Source organism: Delftia deserti, from assembly GCF_042653485.1.
GTDB classification, from domain to species: Bacteria; Pseudomonadota; Gammaproteobacteria; order Burkholderiales; family Burkholderiaceae_C; genus Comamonas; species Comamonas acidovorans.
In genome coordinates, this window is record NZ_JBHSIH010000001.1 from 4852523 (window position 1) to 4866427 (window position 13905).

12 protein-coding genes are annotated in these 13905 nt (G+C 70.0%); 7 read left to right on the forward strand and 5 right to left on the reverse strand.

Annotated features, from left to right (window positions below; genetic code table 11):
* Window positions 1-208: 208 nt before the first annotated feature.
* Entirely contained in the window at window positions 209-691 is a 483-nt protein-coding gene (locus ACFPFG_RS23145; RefSeq protein WP_310889396.1) for a vWA domain-containing protein, read from the forward strand.
* A gap of 20 nt (window positions 692-711) precedes the next feature.
* Here ACFPFG_RS23145 and ACFPFG_RS23150 read toward each other — a convergent pair whose 3' ends face one another.
* Window positions 712-1785, reverse strand: a complete 1074-nt coding sequence (locus tag ACFPFG_RS23150; protein WP_183019615.1) for a sensor histidine kinase — start codon at window positions 1783-1785, stop codon at window positions 712-714.
* A gap of 73 nt (window positions 1786-1858) precedes the next feature.
* Window positions 1859-2593 carry a response regulator gene (locus ACFPFG_RS23155; protein WP_183019614.1) on the reverse strand — a complete coding sequence of 245 codons (735 nt, stop codon included), beginning with the start codon at window positions 2591-2593 and terminating at the stop codon, window positions 1859-1861.
* Between the two features lie 383 nt (window positions 2594-2976).
* On the opposite strand from ACFPFG_RS23155, the gene ACFPFG_RS23160 reads away from it, so the two are divergent.
* From ACFPFG_RS23160 to ACFPFG_RS23170, 3 genes are all read left to right on the forward strand, one after another.
* Window positions 2977-6117, forward strand: coding sequence for a multidrug efflux RND transporter permease subunit (locus tag ACFPFG_RS23160; RefSeq protein ID WP_380108427.1), 3141 nt, complete (start codon window positions 2977-2979; stop codon window positions 6115-6117).
* 3 nt (window positions 6118-6120) lie between these two features.
* A complete protein-coding gene (locus tag ACFPFG_RS23165) occupies window positions 6121-6318 on the forward strand; it encodes a hypothetical protein (RefSeq protein ID WP_380108429.1) in 198 nt (65 codons plus the stop codon).
* Window positions 6319-6467: 149 nt separating this feature from the next.
* Complete coding sequence (locus ACFPFG_RS23170) at window positions 6468-8093, forward strand: ABC-F family ATP-binding cassette domain-containing protein (RefSeq protein WP_380108431.1); 1626 nt, start codon at window positions 6468-6470, stop codon at window positions 8091-8093.
* Here the strand turns inward: ACFPFG_RS23170 and ACFPFG_RS23175 are convergent.
* Window positions 8090-8797 (reverse strand): Crp/Fnr family transcriptional regulator, encoded by a 708-nt coding sequence (locus tag ACFPFG_RS23175; RefSeq protein WP_099752885.1) that lies wholly within the window; start codon window positions 8795-8797, stop codon window positions 8090-8092. The genes ACFPFG_RS23170 and ACFPFG_RS23175 overlap by 4 nt on opposite strands.
* Before the next feature lie 126 nt (window positions 8798-8923).
* On the opposite strand from ACFPFG_RS23175, the gene ACFPFG_RS23180 reads away from it, so the two are divergent.
* From ACFPFG_RS23180 to ACFPFG_RS23190, 3 genes are all read left to right on the forward strand, one after another.
* Window positions 8924-10585, forward strand: a complete 1662-nt coding sequence (locus ACFPFG_RS23180; RefSeq protein WP_380108433.1) for an adenylate/guanylate cyclase domain-containing protein — start codon at window positions 8924-8926, stop codon at window positions 10583-10585.
* 163 nt (window positions 10586-10748) lie between these two features.
* A complete protein-coding gene (locus tag ACFPFG_RS23185) occupies window positions 10749-11117 on the forward strand; it encodes a DUF4148 domain-containing protein (RefSeq protein WP_380108435.1) in 369 nt (122 codons plus the stop codon).
* The gene (locus ACFPFG_RS23190; protein WP_223275169.1) at window positions 11104-11559 is read left to right on the forward strand and encodes a DoxX family protein; all 456 of its coding nucleotides are present in this window, start codon (window positions 11104-11106) and stop codon (window positions 11557-11559) included. Before ACFPFG_RS23185 ends, ACFPFG_RS23190 begins: the two co-directional genes overlap by 14 nt.
* A gap of 190 nt (window positions 11560-11749) precedes the next feature.
* On the opposite strand, the gene ACFPFG_RS23195 is transcribed toward ACFPFG_RS23190, so the two are convergent.
* Together ACFPFG_RS23195 and ACFPFG_RS23200 are read right to left on the reverse strand one after the other, a co-directional pair.
* The gene (locus ACFPFG_RS23195) at window positions 11750-12424 is read right to left on the reverse strand and encodes a GntR family transcriptional regulator (protein ID WP_183019607.1); all 675 of its coding nucleotides are present in this window, start codon (window positions 12422-12424) and stop codon (window positions 11750-11752) included.
* Window positions 12425-12495: 71 nt separating this feature from the next.
* Window positions 12496-13662 (reverse strand): ABC transporter substrate-binding protein, encoded by a 1167-nt coding sequence (locus ACFPFG_RS23200; RefSeq protein ID WP_312374318.1) that lies wholly within the window; start codon window positions 13660-13662, stop codon window positions 12496-12498.
* Between the last annotated feature and the right edge of the window lie 243 nt (window positions 13663-13905).

Sequence of the window (13905 nt, forward strand, 5' to 3'; positions counted from 1 at the left end):
CCCTCGCGGCCCCACGCCACGGGCAAGGGATGCGAGGGCGGGCCAGCAGGCGGCAGGCCAGCCCCGGCTGGCTCAGTCGCAAGGCGGGCAGGCCACCGGCAGCTGGGACTGGCCGCGCACGCTGGCCGCGCGCGGTGCCCAGGCGCTGGCGCCCGAACATCTGCAGCGCCGGCGCGAGCCGCCGCAGGCCACGCGGCTGCATTGCTTTGTGCTCGATTGCTCGGCCTCCATGGCCGGCAGTGGCGCACTGGCGCGTGCCAAGGGCGTGCTGCTGTCGCTGATGGAAGAGGCCTACCGCCGCCGCGAGCAGGTGGCGCTGATCTGCTTTGCGGGCACGCGCGTGCAATTGCGCCTGCCGCCGCGCAAGGCCGCGGCCTGGAATGACGACTGGATCGCTCCCATTGGCGGGGGCGGCGGCACGCCGCTGCAGGCGGCCGTGGAGCAGGCGGGCCAGTTGCTGCAGCGCCATTGCGGCGCAGACGCCTCCTGCCAGGGCTGGCTGTGGCTGCTCACCGACGGCCGCACGCGCGAGCGGCCTGCGCGGCCTGCGGCGGCGCAGGAGGCAGGCATCGTGGACTTTGAATCAGGCCGCGTGCGCCTGGGCCGGGCCGGCGCGCTGGCCGCCGCCTGGGGTGCGCGGCATGTGCTGGCCGATGATTTCGGGGAGAGCAGCCCGCAGGGCGCGCACTGATCCGTGCGGGCCTGGCCGGATCAGGCCGGCCAGCTCAGCTCGAACAGCGCGCCGCCACGCTCGCCCGGCAGGCACTGAGCCCGCCCGCCGTGGGCCTGGGCAATGGCCTGCACCACGGCCAGGCCCAGTCCGCTGCCGTTGCCTGCCCCCACGCTGGCATTCCTTCGGCTGCGGGCGCTGTCGCCGCGCTGGAAGGCGTCGAAGATGCGCGGCGCAAGGTCGGCCGCCACGCCGGGGCCGCTGTCTTCCACGCGCACGGTGCACAGGCCCTGGCGCACGCGCGTGGCCACCAGCAGCGGGCCCGGCTGCGCGTACTGCATGGCGTTTTCCAGCAGCGCCAGCAGGGCCTGGCGTATGCGCACGGGGTCGCAGACCACGGGCTGGTCATCGAGTTCCATTGCCAGCTGCAGGCCTGCCTGCTCCAGCGCCGGTCCCACGGCCAGGGCCACCGAGCGCACCTCGCCCGCCAGGCAGGTCTGGCGCAGCTGCAGTTGCAGGTGGCCGTTCTCCTGCAGGCCCAGCAGGCGCAGGTCGTCGATCAGGCGGGTCAGCCCCTCGACCTGGGTCATCAGGCTGGCCAGCATGTCCTTGCTGGGCAGGAAGACGCCGTCGGACAGGCCTTGCAGCCGCCCGCTGAGGATGGTCACGGGCGTGCGCAGCTCATGGGCGATGGCCGCGCTCCAGAAGGCGCGCTCCTGCGCCATGCCCTCCAGGCGCCGGGCCAGGCTGTTGAAGTCGTGCACCAGTTGCGCGGCCTCGTGCAGCGCGCTGTCGTCCGTGCTGGCGCGCGCCGACAGGTCGCCCTCGGCCAGCTGGCGCAGGCTGATGGCCACCGAGTCCAGCGAGGGCAGGATGCGCCGCGACAGCCGCGTGGCCACGAAGATGGCGATCAGCAGGGCGATGACCAGGGTCAGCAGCACCCAGGCCAGCTCCACGCTGGAGGGCATCCAGCCGTCGGAGACGCTGGCCGGGTGAAAGGTCAGCAGCAGCGCATAGAAGGCGTACGAACCCAGCACGCACAGCACCACCACGGCCAGCGTGACGGCCGACATGGTCAGCACCACCTGCCGGCGCAGGCCCGCCGCTGTGCTCATGACAGCACCCTTCGGCCTGCGGCCTGTCCCGCCAGGCGGGGGCGAGCTGGTTTGGGGAGGCACGGCACTGCGCTCATGGATCCATCCCCAGCCGGTAGCCCACGCTGCGCACGCTGTCGGGCATGCCCTGCAGGCCCAGGCCTTCGAGTTTCTTGCGCAGCTTGCTGATGTGGCTGTCCACCGTGCGCTCCAGCGTGTGGCCTTCGGGCAGGCAGCCGAGCAGCAGCTCGGCGCGGCTGAACACGCGCCGGGGCGAGCGCACCAGGCTGGCCAGCAGGTTGAATTCGGTCACGGTGAGATCGGGCACATGCGTGGCGCCCTGCACCTGCACGCTGACCTCGCGGCTGTCCAGGTCCACGCGGAAAGGGCCGGCCTGCAGCAGTTGCGTGTCGCGGCGCCGGGCCTGACTGGAGCGGCGCAGCACGGCCTGCACGCGCGCCACGACCTCGGCCGCGTTGAAGGGCTTGCCCACGTAGTCGTCCGCGCCCATGCGCAGTCCGATGAGCTTGTCCACGTCCTGGTTGAGAGCGGTGAGCATGATGACGGGCGTGTCGCCGCGCCGGCGGATTTCGGACAGCACCTGCCAGCCGTCGAGGCGTGGCATCTGCACGTCGAGAAGTACGAGATCGGGTTTCAAGTGGTGGTGCAGTTCAAGGGCCTGCTGGCCATCGGCGGCATGCACGGTGCGCAGGTCGCTGCGGGCCAGGTAGGCGCACAGGATGTCTGCGATCTCGGGCTCGTCCTCGGCGACGAGGATGAGCGATGTCGATGGCTGGAAAGGCAAGGGCTGGGCAATGATAGAAGCCATTTTGGGTCGCGGCGGGGCCTGTCTTCATCTCCATCGTTCTTCCACATTTTCCGGGCCGAAATGCCATCGAAAGAACGCAAGCTGTTTCCCTGTGCCGCCGCAACTGGCCGGCATGCGAAACAAATCCCTGAATATGAAGTCACAGCGGCAATGCCGTATGAGCGGGTGGGAGAGCTGTTAGCTTTGCAGCGGCTCCATGGATGAATGGCCCTGGCGGCAACACGCCGCAGGCCGAAGCCGCACCGGCAGGAGTTTCCTCCATCCCCATGCCTCCTGGCAATCTGGATCTGCATCCGGATGCCCCATCAGATGCATCGGCGCCAGGCGCCGTGTTTTTTTCCGCAGCGCGCCCTGGCGTGCATTGAAAACCAGACCTCGCGTCCATGCCACAGTTCTTCATTCACCGGCCCGTCTTTGCCTGGGTCATCGCGTTGTTCATCGTGCTGCTGGGCGTGCTCGCCATTCCGCAATTGCCGATCTCGCGCTATCCCACGGTGGCGCCGCCCACGGTGAGCCTGTATGCCACCTACCCGGGCGCCACGCCCAAGACGCTCAATGACTCCGTGGTCTCGCTGATTGAGCGCGAGCTGTCCAGCGTCCGCCACCTGCTGTACTTCGAGTCCTCGGTGGACACCTCGGGCTCGGCCGAGATCAAGGCCACCTTCAAGCCCGGCACCAACCCCGAGCTGGCCCAGGTGGATGTGCAAAACCGCATCAAGGCCGTGGAGCCGCGGCTGCCGCAGGCGGTGCGCCAGAACGGCCTGCAGGTGGAGTCGGCCACGTCGAGCTTTCTGCTGCTGGTGGGCCTTGTCTCGCCGGGCGGCGAGTTCGACGAGCTGGCGCTCAACGACTACATGGCGCGCAATATCGTCGAGGAGCTGCGGCGCATCGAGGGCGTGGGCCGCGTGCAGCTGTTCGGCACCGAGCGTGCCATGCGCGTCTGGGTCGATCCGGCCAAGCTGATCTCCTACGGGCTGTCCATGGGCGACCTGACCCAGGCCATCCAGCAGCAGAACATGCAGATCGCCCCGGGCCGCGTGGGAGATGCGCCCATCGCACCGGGCCAGCGCGTGACCACGCCGCTCACCGTGCAGGGCCAGCTGACTTCGCCCGAGCAGTTCGCGGCCATCGTGCTGCGCGCCCATGCCGACGGCTCCCGCCTGGTGCTGGGCGACGTGGCGCGCGTGGAGCTGGGCGCGCAGTCCTATGCCTTCTCCAACCGCGAGGACGGCAAGCCCGCCACCAGCGCCGCCGTGCAGTTGTCGCCGGGCGCCAACGCCGTGCGCACGGCCGCCGCCGTGCAAAAGCGCATGGCCGAGCTGGCCTCCATCCTGCCGCAGGGCATGGAGCACACCATCTCGTTCAATACCGCGCCCTTCGTCAAGATCTCCATCGAGAAGGTGGTGCAGACCCTGGTCGAGGCCATGGTGCTGGTCTTCCTGGTGATGTACCTGTTCCTGCAGAACCTGCGCTACACGCTGATCCCGGCCATCGTGGCGCCCGTGGCGCTGCTGGGTACCTTCGCCGTGATGCTGGTGGCGGGCTTTTCCATCAACGTGCTGACCATGTTCGGCATGGTGCTGGCCATCGGCATCATCGTGGACGACGCCATCGTGGTGGTGGAGAACGTGGAGCGCCTGATGGCCGAGGAGGGCCTGTCCCCGCGCGAGGCCACGCTCAAGGCCATGAAGGAGATCACGGGCGCCATCATCGGCATCACCCTGGTGCTGACGGCGGTGTTCATTCCCATGGCCTTCGCCAGCGGCTCGGTGGGCGTGATCTACCAGCAGTTCACGCTGTCCATGGCGGTGTCCATTCTGTTCTCGGCCTTCCTGGCCCTGAGCCTGACGCCGGCGCTGTGCGCCACCTTGCTCAAGCCGGTGGCGGCAGGCCACCACGAGAAGAAGGGCTTCTTCGGCTGGTTCAACCGCGGCTTCGAGCGGCTGACGAACCGCTACGAGGCCCATGTCACGGGCCTGGTCCGGCGCACGGGCCGCATGATGCTGCTGTTCGCGGCCATCGTGGCCATCCTGGTGTTTGCGCTGCGCCAGCTGCCCTCGGCCTTTCTGCCCGAGGAGGACCAGGGCTACTTCATGGCGTCCATCCAGCTGCCGGCCGATGCCACGGCCGAGCGCACGCTGGACATCGTCAAGCGCTATGAGGAGCATGTGGCGCAGCGCCCCGGCATTGCCTCCAGCATCTCGGTGCTGGGCTTCAGCTTCGCGGGCTCGGGCCCGAACGCGGCCATGGCCTTCACCACGCTCAAGGACTGGGACCAGCGCGACGGTGCCACGGCAGGCGAGGAAGTCTCGCTCGCGCAAAAGGCCATGGAACACGCGCCCGAGGGCGCCATCATGGTGCTGCAGCCACCGGCCATCGACGAGCTGGGCACCTCCTCGGGCTTCACCATGTACCTGCAGGACCGCACGGGCCAGGGCCATGCCGCCCTCAAGTCGGCCACCGATCAGTTGCTGGCGCTGGCAGGCGGCAGCAGCGTGCTGGGCTCGGCCTACCAGGACAGCCTGCCATCGGGCACCAGCGTGAGGCTGGAGATCGACCGCCAGAAGGCCCAGGCGCTGGGCGTGGGATTTGCCGCCATCAGCGAGACGCTGTCCACGGCCATGGGCTCGCTGTACGTGAACGACTTTCCCAATGCCGGACGCATGCAGCAGGTCATCGTGCAGGCCGACGCGCCTGCGCGCATGCAGGTCGATGATGTGCTCAGGCTGAACGTGCGCAATGCCGCGGGCGCCATGGTGCCGCTGGCCGAGTTCGCCACGCCCGTGTGGTCGGAGACGCCGCTGCAGCTGGTGCGCTACCAGGGCTTCCTGGCATCGCGCATCTCGGGCACGCCTGCGCCCGGCATCTCCAGCGGCGCGGCCATGGCCGAGATGGAGCGGCTGGTGGCCCAGCTGCCGCCCGGCTTTGCCGTGGCCTGGACCGGCCAGTCGCTGCAGGAGCGCCAGTCGGCCGCGCAGGCGCCCCTGCTCATGGCCCTGTCCATGCTGGTGGTCTTCCTGGTGCTGGCCGCGCTGTACGAGAGCTGGTCCATCCCGCTGTCGGTGATGCTGGTCGTGCCCCTGGGCCTGCTGGGCGCCGTGGCGGCCGTGCTGCTGCGCGGCATGCCCAACGATGTGTTCTTCAAGGTGGGCCTGATCACCATCATCGGCCTGTCGGCCAAGAACGCCATCCTGATCGTGGAATTCGCCAAGCAGCTGCGCGAGGAAGGCCAGGACCTGCGCGAAGCCGCCATCAAGGCCGCTCGCCTGCGGCTGCGGCCCATCCTCATGACCTCGCTGGCCTTTGCGCTGGGCGTGGTGCCGCTGATGCTGGCATCGGGCGCCAGCGCCGAGACCCAGCACGCCATCGGCACGGGCGTGTTCGGCGGAATGGTCAGCGGCACGGTGCTGGCCGTCTTCTTCGTGCCCGTCTTCTTCGTCTTCGTCCTTGAATGGCAGCGGCGCATCGCCGGGCCGCGCGGCAGCGCGCGCCGGCCGCCGCCTGCTGCCGACCCCGGAACCTGAACCATGCCTCTCTGGATCGCGCTCAACGCCCTGTGCTTTCAGGGCCGCCCGCCGGCACAGTCCCTGAACCCCTGTACGCCGCCGGCGCCAGCGAACCCGGCCCGGCAGGCCGGCTCCACCGGCTCCGCGCCGCCAGCGGCGGAGGCTGGCGCCTTTGCACGCGGCGCCGGTGACGTGGCGGCCGGCACGAACGGCCCATGATTTTTATAATGGCGGTTTCGTTCGCCATTGCAGGAGGTATTCGTCCCATGCGCCATTGATGCTGCCGCTGTCCCAGCGGCCCGCTTTTCCCGACCCTGCCCGCCGCACGCGCAATGCATGCAAAGCGGCAAGGAACTGCGTTGGCATCCATGAACTGCGATATGACGAATACCACGATCACGCTCGACGGCGTTTCCTGCGTGCTGCCCGATGGCAGCCGCCTTTTCTCCGATCTTTCCGAAACCCTGGACCACCGCCGCACCGGCCTGGTGGGGCGCAACGGCGTGGGCAAGTCGCGGCTGGCGCGCATCCTGGCCGGGCTGGAGGCGCCTTCGCAGGGCCGCTGCCTGCGCTCGGGGCAGGTGCTATATGTTGCCCAGCGCACGGACTGGCATGACCAGCCTTCGGTGGCGGCGCTGGCCGGGCTGCAGCCCGCGCTGGATGCGCTGGCGCGCATCGAGGGCGGCAGCTGCGATGCCCGGGACTTCGAGCGGCTGGCCGACCGCTGGGATTTGCGCCAGCGCCTGCAGGCCCAGCTGGAGCTGGCGGGCCTGGGCCATCTGCGTGCCGATACGCCGGGCCACGCCCTCAGCGGCGGCGAGGCCATGCGCGTGGCCCTTGCGGGCGCGCTGCTGTCGGGCGCCGACCACCTGGTGCTGGACGAGCCCAGCAACCACCTGGACCGTGAAAGCCGCCAGGCCCTGGCCGCGCAACTGCAGCGCTGGCCCAGTGGCCTGGTCGTGGTCAGCCATGACCGCAGTTTGCTGCAGGGCATGGACCGCATCGTGGAGCTGTCGCCGCAGGGGCTTCGCAGCTACGGCGGCGGCTACGCCTTCTACGCCGAGGCCAAGGCGCGCGAGATGGCCTCGGCGGCGCAACTGCTGGAGCAGCGCAAGCTGGAGCGCCGCCGCGAAACGCAGCAGTTGCGCGAGCAGCAGGAGCGCCAGCAGCGCCGCGAGGCGCGCGGCCGCCGCCAGGGCCAGGAGGCCAACCAGGCGCGCATTCTGCTGGACCGGCAAAAGGAGCGCAGCGAGGCGTCGGCCGGCCGGCTGCGCCGCCAGCATGCAGACATGCGCGAGGAGCTGGACCAGCGCGTGCGCGAGGCGGCGCGCCAGATCGACCTGCAGGCCGGCATCCGCATGCATGTGCCGCCACCGGCTGGCGCTCCCTGCGACGTGGTGGCGCTGCTGGACGATGTGCTGCTGCCGTTTTCGTTTTCCACGGGGCCGCGCCTGAACCTTTCCCTGTACGGCGGCCAGCGCCTGGCCGTGACCGGTCCCAACGGCTGCGGCAAGACGCGCCTGCTCGATGTGCTGTCGGGCCGTCTTGCGCCCCAGGCGGGCGAGGTGCGCCGCATGCAGGCCTGTGCCTACCTGGACCAGCGCCTGTCCCTGTTGCAGCCCGGGCGCACGGTGATGGAGCAGTTGCAGGACGCCTGCCCCGGCACCCCCGTGGATGTGTTGCGCACGCGCCTGGCCTGGCTCGGGCTGGCGGCCCGGCAGGTGGAGCAGCCTGCGGGCCGGCTCAGCGGCGGCGAGCAGCTCAAGGCCGCCCTGGCCTGCGCGCTGCATGCCGAGCCGCCCGCGCCCCTGCTCCTGCTGGACGAGCCCTGCAACCACCTGGACCTGCCTTCCCTGCAGGCGCTGGAGGCCATGCTGCGCGGCTATGCCGGCACGCTGGTCGTGGTCTCGCATGACGAGGATTTTCTGCAGGCCATCGGTCTGACCGACCGCCTGGTGTGGTCGCCGCAGGGCTGGCGAATGGAGTCCGCCTAGCTTTCCTGCGCTATCAGCGCCTGCAGCGCGCGCACATCGGTCACCAGCAGCGCCTGGCGCCCCTCCTTGCGCAGCAGGCCGCGCCGGGTGAGGGCGCCCAGCTCGCGCGTGACCTGCTCGCGGTTGGTGCTGATCTTGCTGGCCAGCACCGAGTGCGAGGGCACGGGGCTGATGAGGGCCGTGTGCTCGGGCGAGACGCCCGCCTCCCGCGCCAGGCGCAGCAGCTCCATGTGCAGGCGCGTGGGCACGCCCAGGGTGCTCAGTTCCATGACGCGGTCGGTCAGCCGGCGCACCAGGCCGGCCAGGCCTTCCATCATGCGCAGGGCGATGGCGGGCTCGCGCGCCAGCAGGGCCAGGAAGTCCTGGCGCGAGAGGCTGGCCAGCAGCGAGGACTCCAGGGTGACCACATCGGTGGAGCGGGCCTGGCCGTCGATGGCCGCCAGGTCGCCGAAGTGCTCGCCGGGCCCGTAGTCGCGGAAGCTGACCTCGCGCCCGCCCGGCGAATAGGTGGTGATGCGCACGCGCCCGCTGACCAGGAAGAACACGTCGCTGCCCGTGGAGCAGCGGCTGAACACGGGCTGGCGGGCCTGCAGCGGGCGCCATTCGCAGTCGGCGGCGATGCGGTCCAGGCTGGCGCTGCCCAGGCCCTCGAACAGGGCGATGCCGCGCAGGGCGAAACTGGAGGGCTGGGTGGGGTGGGCCATGGAACCAATAGCGGGCGTAAGGTACAAAGATTCTGGATCGGCCAGGCCCGGCCTAAGTTCCTTCAAGCTGCCGTTCTTCCGGTCTTCTCCTGTCTTCTTCCGCCGTCGGGCGCATCATCGCTTTCCATGGCCCGTGTCCCTCGTCCGGCTTTGCCGGCTCTGCCGTCCCTGCGCAGCCTCCACTGGTCCACCGGCCTGGTGCTGTGGACCTATGCGGCCCTGCACCTGTCCAATCACGCCCTGGGCCTGGTCTCGCTGGGCACGGCCGAGGCCGTGCGCGAGCTGGTCCACGGCGCGTGGCGATCCCTGCCCGGCAGCCTGCTGCTCTACGGCGCGCTGGCCGTGCACATGGGGCTGGCGCTGCAGGCGCTCGCGCGGCGGCGCAGCCTGCGCATGCCGGCGCTGGAGGCCGTGCGGCTGCTGCTGGGCCTGGGCCTTCCGCTGCTGCTGGCCCTGCACGTGCCGGCCACGCGGCTGGCGCAGGAGGCCTGGGGCGTGGACCCCTCGTATGCGCGCATCGTGCGTTCTTCCTGGAATCCGTCCGGCATGGCCATCCAGCTGCTGCTGATGACGGCTGCCTGGACCCATGGCTGCATGGGCTTGCACATGGCCCTGCGTGCGCGGGGCTGGTGGCGGCGCTGGCAGCCGCTGCTGCTCACGGCCGCCGTGCTGCTGCCCGTGCTGGCGGCGCTGGGCATCGTCTCCATGGCGCGCGAGATCGCGGCGGCCGGCCTGCCAGCGCCGGCCGGCCCCTCGCCCGAGGCATCGCAGTGGCTGCGCGCGCTGACGACCGGGCTGCGCCAGGGCTGGCTGGCCTGCCTGGCCGCGCTGCTGGCCGGCCCCTGGCTGTGGCGGCGCATGCGCCTGCGCGGCGCCCGCCAGGTGCTGCTGCACTATCCGGGCCGCACCGTGCAGGTGGCCCAGGGCATGAGCGTGCTCGAGGCCAGCCGCGAGCATGGCATTGCCCATTTGTCGCTGTGCGGCGGCAGGGCGCGCTGCTCCACCTGCCGGGTGCGCGTGTCCGGCCCGCCTGCCCACCTGCCCGTGCCGGGGCGGGACGAGCGCCTCACGCTGGAGCGCGTGGGCGCGCCGCAGGACGTGCGGCTGGCCTGCCAGCTGCGGCCCACGGGCGATGTGCAGGTGGCGCCGCTGTTCCGCTCGCCGGCAGCCGCCCAGGCCGGGCGGGGCGATGAGCAGCGCGAGGTCCGCCAGGTGCGCGAGGTGGCCATCCTGTTCGTGGACCTGCGCCGCTGGTCGGGCCTGGCCGAGCGGCAATGGCCCGTGGACCTGTCCTGGGTGCTGGACCAGTATTTCGAGCGCGTGGGCCAGGCCGTGCACGACAGCGGCGGCATGGCCAACCAGTTCATCGGCGACAGCGTGATGGCCATCTTCGGCCTGGACACCGACCTGGACACGGCCTGCCGCCAGGCCGTGCAGGCCAGCGCCCTCATCGACCGGCGCATGCAGGAATGGAGCCACACCTTCGAGGCGCAGTTCGGGCAGAGCGTCGATTTCGGCATGGGCCTGCACGCGGGGCGAGCCGCCGTGGGGCGCGTGGGATTCGAACACGCCACCACCTTCACGGCCGTGGGCGAGGTGGTCAACACGGCCAGCCGCCTGCAGGAATACACCAAGAGCGCCCAGGCGCGGCTGGTGCTGTCGCTGGAGGTGGCGCGCCGCGCGGGCGTGGCCGACGGCCTGGGCGAAGTCCGGCAGGTGCAGGTGCGCGGGCGCTCCGAGCCCTTGCCGGCCCTGCATGTGGCGCGGCCCGGCCTGCAGTGGCCATGAGCGTGGGTGGTGGACGTGGATGGTGGGCGTGGACGGTGAGCGCGGGAGCAGGAGAGTTTGCGCAAAGCTGTGCGTTTAGGCACTGACGCGCAGGCCGGCGAAGACGAGACTGCAGCCATGCAGAACGCAATCACGCGCTGCAGGATTTGACAAAGGATTCGCCATGAAGAACGCAAAGACCCTCTTCGCCATCGCCGCCCTTTCCTCCGCCTTGTGGTCGGGCATGGCCTCGGCCGCACCGGCCGCACCGGCCGCCACGGTATCTGCAGAAACCTGGTTCGGCGCCGAGCCCGTCGCCTCCGGCCCGGCGCTGTCGCGCGCCGAGGTTCAGGCCGACCTGGCCCTGTGGAACCGCGCCGGCCTCAATGTCTACCGCGAGTCCGACGTGAACCACTGGGATGCCGACTACCAGCAGCGCCTGGCCCGGTACCAGCGCATGCGCAGCGGCCCCGAGTACCTGGCCGAAGTGCAGCGCCTGGGCGGCTCGGTGAAGGCGGCCGAAGGCCAGGGTTCCGGCCGTGTCCCGGGCTGATGCGATGACGCGCGCCGCCACGCATCGCGCTGCCCACGCCGCAGCATCGCCCTGGGCCGACTTCGCACCGCTGCTGGCCCGGGTGCTGCTGAGCCTGCTGTTCATCTACAGCGGCATCGGCAAGCTGATGGGGCCGGAGGGCACCATGGCCTATATCGCCAAGGCGGGCCTGCCGCTGCCCATGCTGTCGTATGCCATGGCGCTGGTGGTGGAGCTGGGCGTGGCCACGGCCCTGCTGCTGGGCTGGCGCACCCGCGAGGCCGCGGCCGTGATGGCCGTGTTCAGCGTCATGTCGGCGCTGATGTTCCACAACCAGTTCGGCGACAAGGGCCAGCTGGTGCAGTTCCTGAAGAACCTGGCGATCGCCGGGGGATTCGTGCAGCTGATGCTGGCGCCCGTGGCGCGCTGGAGCCTGGACGCGCGGCGCAAGGCCTCGCGTTGAGCACGAGCCAGTGATCCCTGGCGCTGTGCGTTACCCATAGCCCATGAAGCCGGCGCGCCCGAAAAGCCAGGGACACCGAGGAAGGGCCTACGCCGGCCGCGCCGCCCCGCCCCGAGGGTGTCGTCCCCCTCCCTCGCGAAGCGAGTAGAGAGGGGGAAGCGGCGTCAGCCGCTCAGGGGGTGTCTTTGTCTCACACCTTGATGCCCTTTTCAGCCAGGCGTCGGGCGTAGGCGGCCAGGATCAACCGCTCCGAATGCACCAGGTAGTCATTGAGCGCGGCAGCGGCCTCGGCCGGCTTGCCGTCCTCGAATTGCTGCAGGATGCGCGCATTCATGTCCACATAGGGGGCATGCAGGAAGTGCGGGTCGCGCAGCAGGCCGAAGGCCAGCCGCAGCTCGGCCAGCAGATGCTCGAACATGGTGTCCAGGCGCTCGCTGTCGGCCAGCTGCACCACGGCCTTGTGAAAACTCATGTTGGCCGTGCCCACGCCCGACCAGTCCTGGGCTTCGCGGTGGCGCTGGGCCGCCTCCACGGCTTCGCGCATCAGGCTGCGTGCCGGGTGCATGGGATAGGCCTGGGCCAGCGCCTGGCACTCCACCATGCGGCGCACGCGGTAGATGTCGATGATGGAGGCGATGCTGGGCGCCGCCACCGACACGCCCTTGTTGGGCTCGTGCACCAGCAACCCCTCCTTGGTCAGCAGCCGGAAGGCCTCGCGCAGCGTGTTGCGCGAGATCTGCAGGCTTTCGCTGAGCGTGGTCTCCGACAGCTTTTGCCCGGGCTCCCAAGCGCCGTCGATCAGCTTGCTGCGCAATTGCTCGGTCACGCGGTCGGTCAGGTTCAGGATCTCGGTGCTGCGGGTCATGGTGGAGTTGCTGTGCAAAGGCCAGAACGCAGTGTAGCCAGGGGCGGGGCCGTCCCGGACAAGCCGCGGGCTCAGCCGATGAAGCGTCCGCTGGCGCCCAGCACGCCCAGGTCGATGAAGCTGGAGCCGACATGGGGCGTCTGGCCGCTGTAGTCGATGACGAAGCCGCCCATGTCCCAGTTGCGGATGCCGGCCAGCGCCGAGCGCAGCCTGGCTTGGCTGGGGTCGCGGCCTGCGCGCTCCAGGCCCTCGGCCAGCACGCGCGTGTTCACATAGGCTTCCAGCGTGCCCAGCGAGAACTCCTGCTGTCCGTGGGCGCGCATGGCGGCCTGGTAGTCGCGCACCACCTGCATCTTGGCCTGGTGCGGCGCGGGAACGACCATGGTCAGGGCAATGCCGCGGGCGTCCTCGCCCAGCGGCTTGAGGCTGTCGTTGGGCAGGGTCACGCTCAGGCCGGTGAGCAGCACGCCGGGCGCGCTCTTGCGCAGGCCGCGCACCAGATCGACCGACACCGTGCCGGCCGTGGCCAGCAGCACGGCCGAGGGGTGGGCTGCGTCCACTTTGTTCAACACGTCGGCCAGATTCTTGCCATCGGTGGCGATGGCCGCCTGCACGGCGGGGGCCATCTTCTCGGCCTCCATGGCGCGCGTGGCGTCCTCCAGCATTTCGCGGCCGTAGGCGTTGTCCAGGTAGACGATGCCGATGCCCTTGAGCCCCATGCCTGCAAGGCGCTGGACCAGGCGGCGGACCTCGGTGGTGTAGCTGGCGCGCACATGGAAGACGTTGCGCGTCCCCTTGCGCAGCGACGAGGCACCCGTGAAGGGCGCCACATAGGGAACGCCGGCTTCCTCGATCAGCGGGATGACGGCGGCATTGTTGGGCGTGCCAACGCAGGACAGCAGGGCGAAGGCCGTGCCCTTGGAGAGCATCTGCCGCACGTTGTCGGCCGTGCGCTGGGGCACGTAGCCGTCGTCGACCATCTGCAGCTGCAGCGTGCGCCCCTGGATGCCGCCGCGCGCGTTGATCTGCGCCATGGCCGCTTCCGTGCCCAGCTTGATGTCGGCACCGAACCCGGCCAGCGGGCCGCTCATGGCGGCCGAGCAGCCGATGGTGATGGTCTTGGCGGACAGGCCTGCCTCATCGGCGAAGGCATTGCGCACGAAGGCTGGCGCCAGCGCGGGAACCGCTGCGATGGCTGCAGCACGGGGAAGCAGGGAGACAAGTTGACGGCGTTGCATGGATTCAGAGCTCGGACAAAGGGGATGGGAGCAGGAAGGTGCCATTCACGCCGACTGCCACGCGTGCGCCGCAGGCCGGGAGGGCGGCCCATTGTAGGAGGCGGCCTCGTCACCGGCGATACCGGGGCAGGGGCATTGTTGTGTTCATGCATCCTATGGATGTTCAATATTCGATAGTTTTTGGCTTTTGAAAACTCCCGGTGTGCTCATTCCTTGGGCATGGATATGCGGGTTTGTACTATC